Genomic DNA, 17,594 nt, shown 5'->3' with positions numbered 1-17,594 from the left:
GGGTTCAAGCAGTAGATCAAGGTCGAGCCGCTGGAGTTTTACTGGCAGCTGCTACCTATCCCCTGGCGCGACAGCATCAGATTCGGGGCATGCTGCTGTTTGTGTCTCAGACGGCCAACGTAGCGGGCTTCTGCTGGCAGCGCAACCAGCAGAAAGTGCCCCTGGCCTCGGCCCCAGCCGCCCCCTTGGTCAGTTTTTATGGCCTAACTGCACTGCTGGCCCGTTGTACCTGGAGTTTCTGCCATGAAGCTGCAATCCTTTAGCCATTCCCAGCAAAAAGACTTCTTTCTCTGCGCCATTACTGCCATCTATGGCGATCGTGGCCTGGCTCGTTTTTTTGCAGGGGCCTGCCTGGTGAGATGAAGCCGTCTTTTGGAGGTCGAGCCTCACCTTTAGCGACAGCCTACTGCCCTCGCTCTCTGACCTGCGGGAGTACTACAGCCTCAACACCCCGTTGCCTTTCATGGTGTTTGGGTTTTTAGAATACCTGTTTAACCAGGGTATGGTGGCCGGTCGCCTGCTGAATTTAGTGCTGTCTTTGGGGATTGTGGCCACCATCGGCTGGCCCAGCAAAGACAAGGGCGGGCGAGCGCTGCTGTGCCTGCTGGGGTTATTTTTGTGCCCCTACTTTCTCTTTCTCAGCGGTCGACTCTATACCGAAATGATTGCCTGTACTTGGGTGCTGCTGGGGTTGGCCGCCTACGTACGCGATCGCCACTGGGTGAGTAGTCTGGCCTTTGTGCTAGCGATCGCCTCGCGGCAGTACATGCTGGCCTTTCCGGCGGCGATCGCCACCTACGAGTTTTTAGCGATCGCCAACCAGTACCGGCAGGGGCAGCCCGTTAGCACCAGCCAGCACCAGCGTTGGCTGGCCCCGGCTGTAGCTAGCCTGTCGTTTTTGGGCTGGGTAGCCTTGTTTGGTGGGCTGGCCCCCGCCGATGCGATCGCCGACAAATCGCCCGATGTGCAAAAGAGCACCCTGGCCCTCACCCCCGGCGGGGCGATCAACTTTCTCGCCTTTGTCGGGGCTTACATTGTGATTCCAGAATTTTTGCTGTTTCGCCCCACTGCTCCCCTACAAACCCTGCGCCACCACTGGCAAAAATGGCTGCTGATTGCGGCGAGCCTGCTCGTGGTCTGCCTAGTGTTTCCGCCCCTAGACACCCCCTACGGCAACATGGGCAAGGTGGCCGATCTGCTGCCATTTTACGGGTTGGTGATGGCGATGTACTACGGCCTGGCCCTGCTCACCTGCCTGCGCTTTGCCAAGCCAGATCTGCTGTTTTGGATGATTACCTTCAATGCCCTGATCATGATGAAGGCCATTCCCTGGGATCGCTACGTGCTGCCCCTAGCGGTGGCCTTCTGGTATCTCAAATCCATTCGCTACCCTGGCATCGACGCCTAACCCCGTGACACCGATCCTTAACCTCTAGAACAGCCCACCACACTTGGGCAGGACGTCAAAAGAGCCTAGAGGCCGACGCATAACCGTTCCTAAACCGTCACATAGCAAGCAGCAGGAAAAAGCTAGGGCAGACTATCAAATCCGGCTCTTGGCAATGGTTGCGCTTGGGCCACCTTATTTGCGCACTAATAGGCGGGGCTGCCGAGTGCGATCGCACTCCCTGCACCACCTCCAAATCTCTCTGTTACTGCGCACAGTGAGCTTGCCTAGCCCTAAAACAAATCCCCAGGAAAGTTAAGTAACCTTCCTGGGGATTAAAAAGCTGACCCAATCTGGACTAAAGGACACCCAGATTCGCTAGGCCCAAAATTACCCCAGTGCCAATTAGGTGGCCAAAGCTGGCGCTGGCCAGCACTGCCGGCAGGCCAAGGTTGCCAAACAGCGCACCGCCAGGCATTGCCGGCGGTGCGCTGGGGTATTTAATCCTGAGTCTGCCAATGACAATGGCCAAAATATTGCAGAGAATCATCACGACGGCCACCTTAGGGCTCCAGTCGGGCGTATGCGGAACCGCAGCTAAAATTGGTAGGAATGCCAATGTACCAGCCTCCATAAATGCAGTAGAACAGCAAATCAATTGCCTTAGGCCCACTTTTTCATGGAGCCAGGAAGTTCTGTCGGCAGCTGTTGCAAGACTTTACAATTTATAGGACAGGTGCTCACGGCTGAGCCAGAGGAATCGAGGCAATGAGACGCCAGCGATCGCGGCTTCAACTCCTCATTCTCGGGCAATCTAACCGCACCTAGGGCCACCCGTGAACCTGCTCAGCCGACTGCTAACCCGCGAGGTACACAATTTTATGGAACGAGGACTTCTGTGGCTGCCCCTGCTGGGGGTGTTTATAGGCTTGGCCTGGGCGGGCTGGCACGAGTTTCAAAAGGTGCAGGCCTACGAAGCGTGGGCCACCGAGTTCGATCGCAGCAAGTATGACATTCGCTCGATGCTGGGGCAGCGGGGCGATGAGCTCACTTGGGGCCGGCCCACCCGCCAGGGACCTATCGACCTCACCACGCTGTCGCTACAGCAGGTGACCACCCTGCAACTCGAAATCAATGGAGAAACGGTGCCCGCCGACCAGGCGAGCCCTACAGGCAAAACGGTCGAGCTAGCTCTGACCACCGCCACCGGCGAAACCTACCGCATTCCCTTTACCGACGGCGATCTGGCCCGCCGCTGGGAAAAAGCGTTGCATCAATCTCTACAGGCGCTAAAATCGGCATCAGCTTAGCGCCAGCTCGGCGTTGGCGGGGATTTTAGCCCGCTCAAACCCCAGGCTGTACTTTGCAGTAACTCCGATCGCCGGGCTGCCTAGCCCTCACCCCCGATGCCATGACCCGTGTTTCTTCCCTGTCTCGCGATGAACTCAAGACCCGGCGAAAAACCCTCCGCCGCCGGCGGCGCGTTTCGATTAGCCAAGCGCTCTGGCGGTTTTGGGCACTTTCGGGGCTGACAGCCGCCATTTTTTGGGGGGCCACTCGCCCAGTATGGCTGATTAACAGTTCTGCCCAAATTAACGTCACAGGCAATGAACTGCTCAGCGACGAAATGGTGCAAAGTCTGATACCGATGACCTACCCCCAGCCGCTAATGAAGGTAGAGCCGGAGGTGCTGGCTCGACAACTGCGCGATCGCGCCCCTATTACCGGCGCAGAAGTCACCCGGCAGCTTCTGCCACCACGCCTCAACATCAAGGTGCAGGAGCGGGTACCCGTAGCGGTGGTGCTGCCCGTAGGCAAAGCCGACAGTAGCGACACGCAATATCTCCAGGCGGGATTGCTCGATGCCAATGGAGCCTGGATGCCCCTAGCCAGCTTTGGCTTAGGCAGCGCCTCACCGCAGCTGCCCACTCTCCAGCTGCGAGGCATTCAGCCCCACTACCAGCGCTACTGGCCGCAGATCTATGAAACTATTGTCGGCAGCCCGGTGGCCATTACCGAGATTGACTGGCACGACCCCAACAACCTGGTGCTTGAGACAGCCCTGGGCACAGTCTACCTGGGACCCTACAGCCCAGAACTAGAGCAGCAGCTGGCCACCCTCGACAAAATGCGCAACCTGCCCAATCAGCTGACCGATTCTGAGGTAGCCCGCATCGACCTCAGCAATCCCGACGCGCCCTCGATCGCCGTAGTCGACACCGCCAACCCAGAAAGTGCAGCACCAGCAAGCACTAACTCTAGCCCATAAACCGCTGCAGACACCCCGGTTTGCTGAAGCGCTCCTACATCCGAATAGATATATATAAAGGATGACGCTATTCACCCAAAAGGGTTCATTTTTCCTATTTCAATGGTTAAATCGAGTAGTTTAAGACTTGCCAAGGCAATTTGGTTTTTTCCAGTGAAGTACTCTATAGTTGTCTAGCATCAGTCGGGGTTTAGATTTTTAGTGCTTAGGTGTTATCTTCGGTTATCTAGTAGTACGGGTAATTAATATATATTGTCTACGGCCTCCAACTCTATGACCCCCGACAACCCCCACGGCAATGGTGCTGGCCACAGCAACGCTGACTACGAGTCTTACTCGACTCATCAGGCTGAGGCTGCAACCTCTGACCTGATTCGGTCGGCTGATGTTGTGACCGCCTTCGCTGGCCCGTCTAACCCGTTTAGCCACGGCGAGCTTAACTCCAGTCAACCCCACAATGCCAGAGCTATGCCCGGAGAAACGTACACCAACAACACGGCTTTGCCCAGCAGCGTCGCCCGCATTAAGGTAATTGGGGTCGGCGGCGGTGGCTGTAATGCCGTTAACCGCATGATTAGCAGCGGCCTGTCGGGGATCGAGTTTTGGTCCATCAACACCGATGCCCAGGCCCTCGACAACACCACCCAGACCAATAGCCTGCACATCGGTCAAAAGTTGACCCGCGGACTCGGCGCTGGGGGGAACCCTGCCATTGGCCAAAAGGCGGCCGAAGAGTCGCGCGAAGAAATTGCCGCCGCCCTAGAAGAGTCTGACCTAGTATTTATCACCGCTGGCATGGGCGGTGGCACGGGCACGGGCGCGGCCCCAATCGTGGCCGAGGTAGCTAAAGAAGCCGGAGCGCTAACCGTTGGCGTAGTCACTCGCCCCTTCACCTTTGAGGGACGTCGCCGCATGAACCAAGCCGATGAGGGCATTGCCGCTCTCCAGGGTCGGGTCGATACGCTAATTATTATTCCCAACGACAAGCTGCTATCGGTGATCTCTGAGCAGACCCCGGTGCAAGAGGCCTTTCGCACCGCTGACGACATTCTGCGCCAGGGGGTGCAGGGCATTTCTGACATTATTACGATTCCCGGTCTAGTCAACGTTGACTTTGCCGACGTGCGAGCGATTATGGCCGATGCGGGCACGGCTCTGATGGGTATTGGCATGGGTTCGGGCAAGTCACGGGCAAGAGAAGCCGCGATCGCCGCCATTTCCTCCCCATTACTCGAATCTTCCATCGATGGTGCCTCTGGGGCCGTATTTAACATCACTGGAGGGTCAGATCTCACCCTCCATGAAGTCAATGCCGCTGCAGAGATTATTTATGAAGGGGTCGACCCCAATGCCAACATTATCTTTGGTGCGGTGATCGACGAGCGCATGCAGGGCGAAGTCTGCATCACGGTGATTGCCACTGGCTTTAACACCCGCGCCGGAGCCCAGCCCGAGATTGAGGTAGCCCGTGTTACGCCCTTTAAGCGCACCCTGGCTACGCCGCCCGCCACTCCTCCCGCCAACAGTGGTGGTGGCGGTTTGGGGGCCGGCCTAGATATCCCCGAGTTTTTGCAGCGGCGACGGCCTAACGGCAACCGCTAGCCATGACGATGTCGCCTACCTGGCCTGCGGCCCTGACCATCGCTGGTTCTGACAGCGGCGGCGGGGCGGGCATTCAGGCCGACCTGCGTACCTTTGCCTTTCACCTGGTCCACGGCACTAGTGCCCTGACCTGCGTGACCGCTCAGAATACCCTGGGGGTGACGCGGGTTGATCCCTTACCACCCGAAGCGGTGATAGCCCAGATTGAAGCTGTGACCAGCGACATTGCTGTGCAAGGAGTCAAAACCGGCATGCTGCTCAATCAGGGTATTATTCAGGCGGTAGCCGAGGCTTTGGGGTCTCTGCCCCATGCCACCCCGGTAGTTGTGGATCCGGTAATGGTGTCACGCACGGGCGCGCAGCTAATTGACGACGATGCGATCGCCACCCTGACCCGCCACCTGATTCCCCAAGCCCACGTTCTCACCCCAAACCGCTATGAGGCCCAGCTGCTCAGCGGTTTAGCTATCGCTACCCTGGCCGATATGGAGGCCGCAGCCCGCCAGATCCACCAGCTCGGCCCCCAGGCCGTTTTAGTAAAAGGGGGCGGCATGATGGATGATCTGCGCAGTACCGATGTCTGGTTCGACGGGCGCGAGGTGGTGATTTTAGAAGCTGAGGTCGTAGAAACAAGACATACCCATGGCACCGGCTGCACGCTATCAGCGGCGATCGCCGCCAATCTGGCCCTAGGCAAAGACCCGCTGAGCGCCGTTAAAGCCGCCAAAGACTACGTCACCAACGCCCTCAGGCATGCCCTAGCGATCGGCCAAGGGCAAGGCCCCGTCGGTCACTTCTTTCCACTGCTAAATAAGTAAGCGGGGTTTGACCTAGATCAAACCCCGCTTACTGTCTATTGATCCTTGGTTTGCGGCCAGACAGCTTCCCAGTCGGAGCATTGACGTTCTTCTTCGGGGCCATAGGGGTGCATAGCGCACACCAACGTATTGCCGCCGTAGGACTGGCCGCAGAAATTACGACAGCCTACACAGGCCGGATAGTTTTGCAGCAGGGGTTCCACAGTGCTGTTGAAAGGGCCTGAGACCTCTTCAAACCACTGGTCAATGCCTGAGAGCCCCGCCAACAGTGGCCCTAAAATTTCGTTGAGCTCATCAGCCACATCGTCAATTTCAGCATTGACCGTCACTCGAAGCGGCTCTACTACATGGTTGAACTCGACTGCAATGCGATCGATTTCAGGGTCAATGGCTTCTTGCACCTGCTCAGCCCACTGATCCGTCTTCTGCACTAGAGCGTCGGAAGCACTAGCCAGCTGTTCAACCAGGTTATCGAGCCAACGCTCTGTATCCTCAGAGACCTGCTGGGTAAAATCCTGCACGGCATTGCCAAAGGCATCAAACAATTGCTTAGACCAGTCATCCATGGGGCTAGTTGCTCGACTTTTGTTTCAGAGTTTCTAATTCTTGGCGCAGAGTAGCTACCTGCTCACGCAGGGCGGCTGTTTGGGCCTCCGTAGTGTTAGCCACAGGGGCATCGTCGTCCAAAATTTCAATGGGTCGGGGCTGCGGTAGGTTTTCAGGGGGAGAAACTGCCGCATCTTGGGCGCGGTTGACCATCTCATTTACCAGGCGCTGGGCCTCCTCAGCCGTGATCTCGCCTCGCGCCACCAGTTCATTGACGATACCCTGGGTCTGCTCGCGCAAATCTTTGAGGGTGTCACCCGCCTTCTCACCTGCGTAGGAAGCGACCCCAACTCCCAGATAAAACGCCTTTTTCACCAAATCTCCAAAACTGGCCATAGTTGGCAGCCTCCCCATTGCTCTGTATACATTGCCAGCTTAGAGAAGATGCTGGCCCAATGACCAGGGGCAATGGCACACCGGCTAAGGCGGAAAACCCCACCCCCCTAGCCCCAGGCTAAGCAAAACTAGCAAAATTGAGGACAGTCAGAAATCTTACGTTACTCTAGCGGCTTAAATGGTGTAGCGAAGTCCCACTTAAGCGCCAAACTAAAAGACCCGGAGTCCACGCCTGTCACAAGCATCCCGTAATGCTGCTACCTTCCGGTCCTGACATGATTTGGGCGTTGCGACCGCATGGGTCCGAGTCCCCTCCATTATAACACTTGCCTCTATGACCAGCCAACGACTCCAGCAACAAATTGCTTTTGTGGTCGAAATCGACCGGCTCAAGCAGGTTTTGCGTCAAACCCAGCTGATGGATGCCTCCCGCCGCGAGAACAGTGCCGAGCATTCCTGGCACCTGGCGATGATGGCCCTGGTGCTGGCAGAATACGCTCCCGCCGAGGTAGATATGCAGCGGGCAATTCACCAGGTGCTTGTTCACGACTTGGTAGAAATCGATGCGGGCGATACCTTCTGTTATGACGCCGCTGGGCATGACGACAAGGGTGAGCGTGAGCAGCGGGCCGCCGATCGCATCTTTGGTCTGCTGCCCGAGGCGATCGCTCAAGATCTCCGCCAGCTGTGGGACGAGTTTGAGGCCCAAGCCAGCCCCACCGCCCGCTTTGCAGCCTCGCTCGATCGAATTCAACCCCTGCTGCACAACTGGCAAACCGGCGGCGGCACCTGGAGGCAGCACGGCATTTGCCAGGCCCAGGTGATGCAGCGTATGGCCCCGGTAGAAAAAGGTGCTCCAGAGCTATGGCCCTTCGTGCTGGAGGTGATTGAAGAGTCTGTAGCGAAGGGGTATCTCAAGCCATAGATGACTTCATTGCATGCGATCGATAGTGCGGTACTGAATCGCTTCGGCAATGTGGTGGGTTTGCAGGTGCTCAGCGCCATCCAAATCAGCGATGGTGCGGCCGACTTTGAGAATGCGATCCATGGCGCGAGCCGACAGCCCTAGTTTGCGCACGGCTCCCTCTAGCAGAGTTTTGCTGGTGTCATCCAGCGGGCACCAATGCTTGAGGTGACGGCTCTGCATGTCGGCGTTACACTGCAAGCCAGGTTCAGTTTTGAAGCGATCGTGGGCGCGTTGCCGGGCGGCTTGGACGCGATCGCGCACCGGTTCTGAGGCCTCCCCCGGCTGGTGCTGAGTCATCTCTTCAGGCTTGATGCGGCTGACCACCACCTGCAAATCAATCCGATCCATCAGGGGACCTGAGAGGCGCGACCAGTAGTTTTCGCGGCTGCGGGGGCTACAGGTGCAGGGCTGCACCGAGTCACCGTAGAAACCGCAGGGACAGGGGTTGGTGCTGGCAATCAGGGTGAACTGAGCGGGGAAGACGACAGACTGGCGGGTGCGGGTAATGGTGACGTAGCCATCCTCAAGAGGCTGGCGTAAGTACTCCAGCACGTCGCGCTTAAATTCTGTCAGTTCATCCAGGAAAAGGATGCCTCGGTGGGCCAGAGAGATTTCCCCTGGCTTGGGGTAGCTGCCGCCGCCGACTAATGAGGGACCAGAGGCAGAGTGGTGAGGACTGCGAAAGGGGCGCGTATTCACCAGTGTTCCTTTCTCCTTTAGCAGACCCGCCACAGAGTGAATCTGTGTCACATCTAGGGCTTCTTCAAATTGCAGCGGCGGCAGAATCGAGGGTAAACGACGGGCCAGCATAGTCTTACCGCTGCCTGGTGGGCCGACAAAAACCAAGTTATGGCCACCCGCCGCAGCAATCTCCAGGGCACGGCGGGCCTGGGCTTGGCCTTTGACATCTCGCAAATCCAGCGCGTCTGGAGCGGAGTTCATCGCCAGTTTGGTATCGACCACCACGGGATTGTGGCTCGATGGATTGTTGAGAAAATCGGCTACCTCGGACAGGTGGCTGAAGCTATAGACTGTGAGTCCTGGCACCACAGCGGCCTCGCGTCCGTTGTCGGTGGGCACCACCAGACCGCGAATGCCGAGTTTTTGCGCTGCTGCTGCGATCGGCAGTACGCCAGCCACCGCCCGTAGGCTGCCGTCGAGGGAGACTTCCCCTAAGAACAGCAGGTCGTTGAGGGCGTCAGTATTCACCTGTTCAGAGGCGGCGAGAATGCCCACGCTGATGGGCAGGTCAAAAATGGGGCCTTCTTTGCGCAGGTCGGCGGGGGTGAGGTTGATCACCACCTTGCGCATGGGGAAGGGAAAGCCAGCATTCTTGAGCGCGGCCTTAACCCGCTCGCGGGATTCTTGCACGGCGGTATCGGGCAGGCCCACGACGACCACACCGGGCAGACCACCAGAAATATCGACTTCGACCCCAACTTTGAGGGCATCGATGCCCACCAGTGCCGCGCTCCAAACCCTTGCTAGCATGATGCAATTTCCTTGATTTGGCCTTTAGGGTGCCCAGTCAAACGGGCAAACTCGGGTGTGGGGCGATCGCACCCCATTCAATCCAGCCATTTAGCGCAGAGCGAAAGCTTGATTTCCTCAAAAATTCTGAAGCCTGGCCGGCTGTTCACCGTTGCGATCTAGCGTTAGGTAGCGATCGCTTCTCACCATCTATCTATAGGTGCAAGCAAAGCATCGATTAGGCTCCTCAAGCGTTTCAAAACTTCAGTTCATCAAGCTCTTCCCCAGTTCAATCTTTATTCTTCTTTCTTTCACCCTATGGCCCCCACCGCAGACATCATCATCATTGGCGCTGGCATTTCGGGGCTGGCCGCCGGGTGCTACGCCCAAATGAATGGCTACCGCAGCGTCATTGTTGAGGCCCACGACCAGCCGGGAGGGCTCTGTACGGCATGGACGCGCCAGGGCTACACCTTTGGCGCTGGCATTCACTACATCTTTGGCACGGGGGAGGGACAGCCCTTCTACGAGCTGTGGCGCGAGCTGGGTGCTTTTGAGGGCATCGAGTTTACCAACCAGGCGGAGTTCATGCAGATCCACGGCTCCCAGGGGGAGGTGCTGCGGGTGCATAGCCAGCCCGACGAACTGCAAGCGCACTTGCTGGCTCTGGCCCCTGAAGATGCCAAGCTGATCGAGGGCTTCTGCAAGGGGGTGCGCACCTTTAAGAACTTCGACCTGTCGATGTTGCAGCAAAAGCCCAAGTCGCTGATGACGGCGGCAGACTGGGCGCGGTTGGGCAAGCAGGTGCTGCCGTTTATGGGGGTGCTGGGCAAGTGGAGTCAGCTGTCGCTGAGCGACCTGGCAGGACAGGCAAAAAATCCCTTTCTGCGATCGGCGATGCCCCACATGTTTGCCTGGCCCGATGTGCCAGTGATGGTGGGCATGTCGCTGCTGGCCTATTTAGATAACGGCAACGCGGGCTCGCCGGTCGGGGGGGCGATCGCATTTTCCCGTGCGATCGAGCAGCGCTACCTAGAGCTAGGCGGCGAAATCCATTACGCAACACCCGTAGAGCGCGTGCTGGTGGAGCATGACCAGGCCGTAGGGGTACGCCTGACCAACGGCAACGAGCACCGAGCAGCCCGCGTGATCTCTGCCTGCGACGGTCGCCGCACGATCTTTGACCTGCTCAAGGGTGAGTACGTCAACCGCAGAGTTGAGAAGCTCTACGACGGGCACCTGCCACTGCATTCCCAGTTTCAGGTGTCGCTGGGGGTAGATATGGATTTTTCGCACCGGCCCCACTGGGTGACGCATTTGCTAGAGGAGCCGATCGCGATCGCCAACCAGCCCCACGCCGAAATTGGCGTCAAACACTATTGCTTTGATCCATCCCTGGCCCCTGCTGGCAAATCGATTGTGAGTCTGATGGTCACCACCCACTACAGCGATTGGCAAGGCCGCGACGACGCCCCTCTACAAGCCGAGCGTTTGATCGATCGCATGGAAGAGTTCTATCCCGGACTGCGATCGGCTATCGAGTATATGGATGTCATTACCCCTGTCAGCTACGAAAAATTGACCGGCAACTGGCAGGGTGCCAGCTGCGGTTGGCTGCTCACCAAAGATACTCTGCCGCTAATGATTAAAGGTGTGCCCAAACGTCTGCCCGGCTTAGACAACTTCTACATGGTCAGCCAGTGGACCGAGCCGGGTGGCAGCCTGCCCATCGTGGCGCTGTCGGGTCGCAACATGATCTTTGAAATCTGCCGCGAAGATGGGCGGGCGTTTGAGGCATCTGTACCAGGCTAGAAGGCAGGGAGTTCTAAGTTTTGAATTTTGAGTTTTGAATTGGCGCTTGACCGAGAGAACCCAAAACTTAAACCTCAACACTCACAACTTGCAGCCCCCATTTCTCTGGCGGAAGGTAATGAAATGCGATCGCACATCAAGCTTCGTTGCGGTCCTTCGCACATCCTAAGACCCCGCAGGACAATGGAATTAAGGGCATCGGTTGCCAAGAACCTTCCCTAAAGGTGCCGGGCACCGGGAGGATCGGCCCATGCTATTCCTAGCTCTGACCTACCACGACACATTATATTTCGCCACCGAACTTGGTGCCCTGGCGCTAGTGCTCTTTCTCTGCTGGCTAACACCCCGTCTAGAGCACCATTGACCGCTGTCCTAGGTCGCCTCGCTCCACCCCCAATCCGCTTCAGTTATCGGGAGGATACCCCATGTACAGCAAGATCTTAGTAGCCCTAGACAACAGCCCTGCCAGCGACGCCTTATTTGACCAAGCCCTTGAGCTAGCCCAGGCCACCGATGGCGCACTCCTGCTGGTGCACAGCCTGTCCAATCAAGAAGAAAGCAGCCCCCTGCCCATGTCGGCTCAGCTCAACAATATCTACTGGGCTCCCGGCACTGAGCTTGACCTAGAGGCCTGGCGACAAGCCTGGACGCGCTATGAACATGAGAGCCTCGATCGCCTGCGTCGCTATGCCGCCACCGCCAATACGGCGGGAGTCCCAACCGAGTTTCGGCAGTTGATTGGCACCCCAGCGATCGTCATCTGCAAAGCCGCTCAAGAATGGGGAGCCGACCTGATCCTCATCGGCAACCGGGGCCGCACCGGCTTGTCAGAACTGGTGCTCGGCAGCGTCAGCAACCACGTCATGCACCGCGCCACCTGCTCTGTACTGGTGATGAAAACCGCAATCCTCAGCCCCACCCAAACACCTGTCACCGCAGGCGTCGCCTAATTTAAATTTTTCCGCAGTAGGAAGGTATCCCACACAGACATCGCGAGTCCTCTGGACGTATATCCGTGTGCCCTTAACAGGGACAAACGATTTCCTTCTATCCAAGGTGCTCATACAAAACTGTCTTAGCAACTGTTTGGGATCCCATCTGGCAAAAAAGCTCTTCTAACACTGACAAAAGGTGTAGGATTACCTTAAATCAGCTGTTCGGGATCCCATCTGGCAAAAAAGCTCTTCTAACACTGACAAAAGGTGTAGGATTACCTTAAATCAGCTGTTCGGGATCCCATTTAGCAAAAAAGCTCTTCTAATATCCAGGCAAAAGGTGTAGGATTGTCATAAATCAGCTGTTTGGGATCCCATTTAGCAAAAAGTCTCTTCCAAAATCTAGACGAAAGGTGTAGGATTGTTACAAATCAGCTGTTTGGGATCCCATCAGCCAAGAAGATCTCCCAAGATCTGGACAAAAGGTGTAGGATTGTCATAAATCAGCTGTTTGGGATCCCATTTAGCAAAAAGTCTCTTCCAAAATCTAGACGAAAGGTGTACGATTACCTCAAAGCACTGTTTGGGATCCCAAACAAGCCGTAGATTGAAGGAAATGTAACAATTCGTGATCTTTTTTTCCAATCTCCCTGGGGAAAACAGCGGAAAAACTGTGGAAAACCCTGTCTTTAAAGGGGATAACCTCTCGTTCTAGGGGAACGTTGGTGCAGTGGCTTCCAAAGGTGTGGAAACCTCAGATCTTTTTCCAGGTGTTTTCCCCAGCGGAGTTAGCAGCGCAGCCTATAGTTGTCAGACTCTTCAAGGGTTATCCACAGTTTTCACAGGCTCTACTACTACGACTATCTTTTAAATTTTCTTCTTCCGGAAGGCAGACCTTACTTAACAGGGGCAGCGTTGAGGGGAACAAAAAAGGGTGGTAGGATGAACGCCCAATCGAAAAGTATCTGCTTTCAAAAACGCTATAAAGCTCTCAGGTAAAGGGATCCAGCCCTTCAAAATTCTGTAAAAAGAACGGTTTAACCGGGAATCCATTGCAAAGGTGAGATACTGCTAGTACGGAATCCAGCCCACCCTTGCAAATGCATCTGCGAAGGTGGAATTCTGCTCCAGTTGCGTTTCTTTTTTCCCGTTGCCATGAAGTTTATCTGCCCCCAGAACGAGCTGAGTGCCCAGCTGTCGTCGGTGAGCCGCGCGGTGTCGTCTCGCCCTAGCCGCCCTGTGCTAGCCAACATTTTGGTCAAGGCCGATATTGAGAGCCAGTCGGTTACCCTGGTGGGCTTTGACGAAGTGCTGGGCATTGAAAGCCGCTTTAGCGCTCAGGTCGAAGAACCCGGCACACTCACCCTGCCCTCTAAGCTCTGGGGCGATATCGTTTCTCGCTTGGCAAACGAAGACATCACCCTAGAGTCTGAGGGCGATAGCACTACTGTTACCCTCACCTCGTCCTCTGGCCGCTACGAGGTACGAGGCCTAAGTGCCGAAGACTACCCTTCTCTGCCCACAGTAGAAGATGGCGAAGCGATTTCGCTCTCTGCTGATGCACTGCTCAGTGGCCTACGCGGCTCGCTTTTTGCCACCAGCAGCGACGAAACCAAGCAGGTGCTTACCGGCGTGCATTTGCTCTCTGCAACTGATGCCCTAGAGTTTGCCGCCACCGATGGCCACCGCCTATCTGTGGTGCAAACCACCGACGAATCAGCCACCGATACCCCAGTGATGGATGTCACCGTGCCTGCCAAGGCGCTGCGTGAGCTAGAGCGCATGATTCAGGGCTACACCTCTAATGAGCCGGTAGCCCTGCGGCTCGATGAAACCCAGGTGCTGTTTGATCTGGGAGCACAGCGCCTCACTACCCGTTTGCTCGAAGGGCAGTATCCCAATTACCGGCAGCTGCTGCCGAAGCAGTTTGCCCGCCAGGTGACAGTCGATCGCAAAGGGTTGATGGCCAGCCTGGAACGCATTGCTGTGCTGGCTAGCCAGAAGAACGACATCATCAAAATTACCCTCAACCCCGGCGATCAGAGCATCGCCCTCTCGGTTGAAGCTCAAGAAGTCGGCAGCGGGCACGAAGAACTGCCCGCTCAGGTGAGCGGGGATGAGCTAGATATTGCCTTTAACGTGCGCTATCTGCTGGATGGGCTAAAAGCGTTTGACACCACCGAGGTGCAAATGCAGTGCAATGCGGCGACTAGCCCAGCGGTGTTTGTGCCTCTGGGGGAAACTAAGATTACCTATCTAGTGATGCCTGTGCAAATTCGGGGGTAGATTGTCGCGACGAGGCTTTAAAGCGATTGGCAACCTCTTCGGTTGAACTGTCTAATGGCTGCTCGTCTTTGCTGCAAGGTGTTGGTCTACTCTAGACTTGAGCGTACACAAGCACCTTACCCGCATATGAGCTATCGCGAGATCATTACAATCGAGCCCGATAAGCGCGGCGGCAGACCCTGCATTCGCCAGATGCGGATTACGGTTTACGACGTGTTGGGTTGGTTAGCCGCTGGTATGTCGACTGCTGAAATCATTGATGACTTCCCAGAGCTAACGGAAACCGATATTAGGGCCTGTTTGGAGTTTGCGGCTGACCGTGATCATCGCTTAGTTGCTTCAGTGAGTGCTGCTTGAAACTGCTGTTTGACCAAAACCTAAGTCGAAAGCTGGTGAATCGATTAGCTGATATTTTTCCGGAAGCTAGCCATGTGCAGCTTAAGGGTCTTGCCGAGAAGACAGATACCGAAATTTGGGATTTTGCTAAACTCAACGATTTCTGTATTGTGACCAAGGATGCTGATTTTCTAGAGAGGAGCCGGCTGTATGGGGCTCCTCCTAAAGTGGTGTGGTTGCGATGTGGAAACGCGCCAACCAGCCGAATTGAAGCGTTACTTCGCTCTGGAGAGCAAGCAATTCAATCACTTTTGAATGAGACCGAATTGCACCGCTTGGAACTACATTAATTTCTCAATCTTATCGGGGGATGGTAGGCAACTGCTCCAAGGCCCACCCATCGCACAGCGCCCCTTACTTGCGCTGTCAGCAGACCTTTCTACCAACGCCTGGGCGTTTGCCCTCACTCGCCGCTGTGCTTACCAATTAGGTAGTTAAGATCGTGCTGCATTTTATGGTGAACCTGCCAGTAGCAGGCATCTACGTAGGTGCGATCGCGCGCCGCCTCTGCTCCATAGCGCTCAAAGTAGATCGGTGCGCCAACATGGGTGGCTATGGGCCGGGGCCAGGGAATATTGGGCAGCGGTCCAAACGCAATGCCCCAAGGCAGCCCCAGATACACAGGGAACACCTCCGGATCGATGCCCAGCAGCCAGGGCATGCCCAACTCGTGGAGGCGTTCTACGAGCGGGTAGATGTCGGTTAGCACCAGCAGCGTTTCGTGGGCACCCCAGGAGACCACAGGCACGATGGGAATATGGCGCTGAATGGCAATTTTGACAAACCCTTTGCGATCGCCCAGCCGAATCTGATCGCGCTGATAAAACGGACGAAAGACATCCTGCGCCCCGCCGGGATACACCAAAATGCTGGCACCGCGATCGAGGGCGGCTAAGGTTGTTTTGGGGTGGGCGGCGATCGCCCCAGCCCGTTCGGCTAGACTAGCCACAGGTGGGCAGGCCTGCCACACCTTGGGGTGCATCAGACCGTAGACGAGGCGATCGGCACCAAAGCGCCGCACCCAGTCGTAGACCATCATAAACATGTCGGGTGCCCCTAACCCACCATTGTGGGATCCCACCAGCATTACCTGGCCCTCAGGGATCCGCTCCCATCCTTGGGTCTGAACGCGAAAGTAATGCTCGTATAGCCAAGCCCAAACCGGCTGAAAGGCTTCAATAAACTGAGGATCGCGACGATCCAACGACCAGCCTGGTTTTTGCATCGCCTTAAAGCCGTAATTCCTCATTTATCGGTATTTCCTGTCCGTATCTAGGCGAATGCATTGTATTACTAAACGCTATCTAGAACTAGTACGGAGCCTCGATGGCTTCAAATACCATGTCATTAAAGTCAAATAACACAGTTTCATTGGTCAGTCCGTCTTTGCGGACTTGGGCGGCGTAAAGCTTGCCCGCAGCCGCCCAAACCAGCCGTTGATTGTCCATCTCGGCCCATTCCCAGGTGGGGCAGGCCATGGCTGTGGCTGAGTCAGGGCCAATTAGTTCATGCTCATCCCAATAGCAGCCCTTGCCCACTGGGGCACCAACTTCTGCGTGGGCAATCTTGCGCAGCGTCCAGCCCTGACCGATGGGCTTCTCAAAAATGTCTTTGTCCTGCCACTGTCTAACCTTGATGCGATCAATCCAGGTCCAGCCATCTCGTAGCAGGCGGGGGTAATACACGCTCAAGCACTCGCCACCGCAGCCACCCTCGGGTTGGTACTGGATGTCTCGTTGCAGAGATGATGTGTTGTGCAACTGTGCGTGGCCGTAGCCGTCATTCAGCCAGTATTTTGTCTTCCCAGTCCATAGGCCCCCGCCATGCCAGCAGTCACCCTTCGGGAAAAATGCGATCGCCTTCAAATACGGCACTCGCGAAATTGCTGTCCACGACCCTCGCGACTCCGATTGCCATTTACCGTTCATAGCGAAGTAGATGACATGTTTGCCGTCGGGTGAGATATCGCTGCGGCGCTCATAGATGCGCCCTTTGAGCCATTGGCCGAGGTGGAAGGTGTCGCGATCGCGATCCCAAAGCATAGTCGCCACGCTCTTCGATGGCCCCCTGCGGATCACTAAGCCAACGGGTGCCTGGCGGGCCAACAGAATGTGAATACGAGGCGGGAACTGTGACATCTGTGAACCACCCCAACTATCCTGGGTCGCTTCTTTTATGATGAGCTATAGTTCAACTTGCGAAAGTTCGGCTTGCAATACAGGCACATGCTATGGCCAGCCTTTATGAGACAGATTTCTACGCTTGGACTCAGCAGCAAACCAAGCTGCTAGAGCAAAACCTTTGGGAAAAGCTCGATCTACCCCATCTCGTAGAGGAACTGCAAGACTTGGGACGGCGGGAACGGCAAGAACTGAGAAATCGACTAAGTGTGCTGTTGGGGCATCTGCTGAAGTGGCAATACCAACCAGAGCAACGGGGCAATAGCTGGCGGGCCACCATTCGGGAGCAGCGTACTCAGGTTCAGCTAGTGTTGAGCGATAACCCCAGCCTAAAGCCATATTTAGCAGAAGCGCTTGCGATCGCCTATCAGCTTGGCCAAGACCTAGCCGTGCAAGAAACCGGTCTCGACTACAGCACTTTTTCCGCAGACTGCCCCTATACCCTGGCCCAAATTCTCGACCAAGCCTTTTTTCCCAGCCCCTAGCCAACAAAAAACGCCCCAGAGTTCTGGGGCGTTTCATACCTTCAT

At 56.2% G+C, this 17,594-nt stretch carries 18 protein-coding genes and 1 other RNA gene; 12 read left to right on the top strand and 7 right to left on the bottom strand.

Features of this window, described 5'->3' with window-relative positions:
• Positions 1-463: 463 nt before the first annotated feature.
• Positions 464-1,408, top strand: a complete 945-nt coding sequence (locus H6F57_RS14780; RefSeq protein WP_190627310.1) for a hypothetical protein — start codon at positions 464-466, stop codon at positions 1,406-1,408.
• 337 nt (positions 1,409-1,745) lie between these two features.
• On the opposite strand, the gene psaK is transcribed toward H6F57_RS14780, so the two are convergent.
• Positions 1,746-2,021 (bottom strand): photosystem I reaction center subunit PsaK, encoded by a 276-nt coding sequence (gene psaK, locus H6F57_RS14775; RefSeq protein WP_190627308.1) that lies wholly within the window; start codon positions 2,019-2,021, stop codon positions 1,746-1,748.
• A 247-nt stretch (positions 2,022-2,268) separates the two neighbouring features.
• Here psaK and H6F57_RS14770 point away from each other — a divergent pair, with 247 nt between their 5' ends.
• The 4 genes from H6F57_RS14770 to thiD all read left to right on the top strand — a co-directional run bounded on the left by H6F57_RS14770 (position 2,269) and on the right by thiD (position 6,076).
• Complete coding sequence (locus tag H6F57_RS14770) at positions 2,269-2,697, top strand: hypothetical protein (RefSeq protein WP_190627306.1); 429 nt, start codon at positions 2,269-2,271, stop codon at positions 2,695-2,697.
• Between the two features lie 101 nt (positions 2,698-2,798).
• Positions 2,799-3,656, top strand: coding sequence for an FtsQ-type POTRA domain-containing protein (locus tag H6F57_RS14765; protein WP_190627303.1), 858 nt, complete (start codon positions 2,799-2,801; stop codon positions 3,654-3,656).
• Positions 3,657-4,124: 468 nt separating this feature from the next.
• Positions 4,125-5,258: a cell division protein FtsZ gene (ftsZ, locus tag H6F57_RS14760; protein ID WP_190627351.1), complete on the top strand. Its 1,134-nt coding sequence runs from the start codon at positions 4,125-4,127 to the stop codon at positions 5,256-5,258.
• A 2-nt stretch (positions 5,259-5,260) separates the two neighbouring features.
• Positions 5,261-6,076 (top strand): bifunctional hydroxymethylpyrimidine kinase/phosphomethylpyrimidine kinase, encoded by an 816-nt coding sequence (gene thiD / locus H6F57_RS14755; RefSeq protein ID WP_190627301.1) that lies wholly within the window; start codon positions 5,261-5,263, stop codon positions 6,074-6,076.
• A 35-nt stretch (positions 6,077-6,111) separates the two neighbouring features.
• Here the strand turns inward: thiD and H6F57_RS14750 are convergent, their stop codons facing one another.
• The 3 genes from H6F57_RS14750 to ffs form a co-directional block, all read right to left on the bottom strand.
• Entirely contained in the window at positions 6,112-6,642 is a 531-nt protein-coding gene (locus tag H6F57_RS14750; protein ID WP_190627299.1) for a hypothetical protein, read from the bottom strand.
• Positions 6,643-6,646: 4 nt separating this feature from the next.
• Positions 6,647-7,018: a hypothetical protein gene (locus tag H6F57_RS14745; protein ID WP_190627297.1), complete on the bottom strand. Its 372-nt coding sequence runs from the start codon at positions 7,016-7,018 to the stop codon at positions 6,647-6,649.
• Positions 7,019-7,231: 213 nt separating this feature from the next.
• Positions 7,232-7,328, bottom strand: an RNA gene (gene ffs, locus H6F57_RS14740) — signal recognition particle sRNA small type.
• A 24-nt stretch (positions 7,329-7,352) separates the two neighbouring features.
• On the opposite strand from ffs, the gene H6F57_RS14735 reads away from it, so the two are divergent.
• Positions 7,353-7,943 carry an HD domain-containing protein gene (locus tag H6F57_RS14735; protein WP_190627296.1) on the top strand — a complete coding sequence of 197 codons (591 nt, stop codon included), beginning with the start codon at positions 7,353-7,355 and terminating at the stop codon, positions 7,941-7,943.
• A gap of 6 nt (positions 7,944-7,949) precedes the next feature.
• On the opposite strand, the gene H6F57_RS14730 is transcribed toward H6F57_RS14735, so the two are convergent.
• Positions 7,950-9,476 carry a YifB family Mg chelatase-like AAA ATPase gene (locus H6F57_RS14730; protein ID WP_190627294.1) on the bottom strand — a complete coding sequence of 509 codons (1,527 nt, stop codon included), beginning with the start codon at positions 9,474-9,476 and terminating at the stop codon, positions 7,950-7,952.
• A 297-nt stretch (positions 9,477-9,773) separates the two neighbouring features.
• Here H6F57_RS14730 and H6F57_RS14725 point away from each other — a divergent pair, with 297 nt between their 5' ends.
• The 5 genes from H6F57_RS14725 to H6F57_RS14705 all read left to right on the top strand — a co-directional run bounded on the left by H6F57_RS14725 (position 9,774) and on the right by H6F57_RS14705 (position 15,174).
• Complete coding sequence (locus tag H6F57_RS14725) at positions 9,774-11,267, top strand: NAD(P)/FAD-dependent oxidoreductase (protein WP_190627291.1); 1,494 nt, start codon at positions 9,774-9,776, stop codon at positions 11,265-11,267.
• Between the two features lie 425 nt (positions 11,268-11,692).
• Complete coding sequence (locus H6F57_RS14720; protein ID WP_190627289.1) at positions 11,693-12,217, top strand: universal stress protein; 525 nt, start codon at positions 11,693-11,695, stop codon at positions 12,215-12,217.
• A gap of 1,140 nt (positions 12,218-13,357) precedes the next feature.
• Entirely contained in the window at positions 13,358-14,488 is a 1,131-nt protein-coding gene (dnaN, locus tag H6F57_RS14715) for a DNA polymerase III subunit beta (protein ID WP_190627287.1), read from the top strand.
• A 126-nt stretch (positions 14,489-14,614) separates the two neighbouring features.
• On the top strand, positions 14,615-14,845 hold the full coding sequence (locus H6F57_RS14710; protein ID WP_190627285.1) for a DUF433 domain-containing protein: 231 nt from the start codon (positions 14,615-14,617) through the stop codon (positions 14,843-14,845).
• On the top strand, positions 14,842-15,174 hold the full coding sequence (locus H6F57_RS14705; protein ID WP_190627283.1) for a DUF5615 family PIN-like protein: 333 nt from the start codon (positions 14,842-14,844) through the stop codon (positions 15,172-15,174). Before H6F57_RS14710 ends, H6F57_RS14705 begins: the two co-directional genes overlap by 4 nt.
• A gap of 113 nt (positions 15,175-15,287) precedes the next feature.
• Here H6F57_RS14705 and H6F57_RS14700 read toward each other — a convergent pair whose 3' ends face one another.
• Positions 15,288-16,109, bottom strand: coding sequence for a lysophospholipid acyltransferase family protein (locus H6F57_RS14700; RefSeq protein WP_199289716.1), 822 nt, complete (start codon positions 16,107-16,109; stop codon positions 15,288-15,290).
• Between the two features lie 85 nt (positions 16,110-16,194).
• Positions 16,195-17,022 carry a hypothetical protein gene (locus H6F57_RS14695; RefSeq protein WP_190627279.1) on the bottom strand — a complete coding sequence of 276 codons (828 nt, stop codon included), beginning with the start codon at positions 17,020-17,022 and terminating at the stop codon, positions 16,195-16,197.
• A 92-nt stretch (positions 17,023-17,114) separates the two neighbouring features.
• On the opposite strand from H6F57_RS14695, the gene H6F57_RS14690 reads away from it, so the two are divergent.
• Positions 17,115-17,549 (top strand): DUF29 domain-containing protein, encoded by a 435-nt coding sequence (locus H6F57_RS14690; protein ID WP_190627277.1) that lies wholly within the window; start codon positions 17,115-17,117, stop codon positions 17,547-17,549.
• Positions 17,550-17,594 lie beyond the last annotated feature (45 nt).

Origin of the sequence: Leptolyngbya sp. FACHB-60 (genome assembly GCF_014695775.1) — a bacterium.
In the GTDB taxonomy this organism is placed as follows: domain Bacteria; phylum Cyanobacteriota; class Cyanobacteriia; order Phormidesmidales; family Phormidesmidaceae; genus Nodosilinea.
This window is presented reverse-complemented; position numbering and strand designations above follow the sequence as displayed.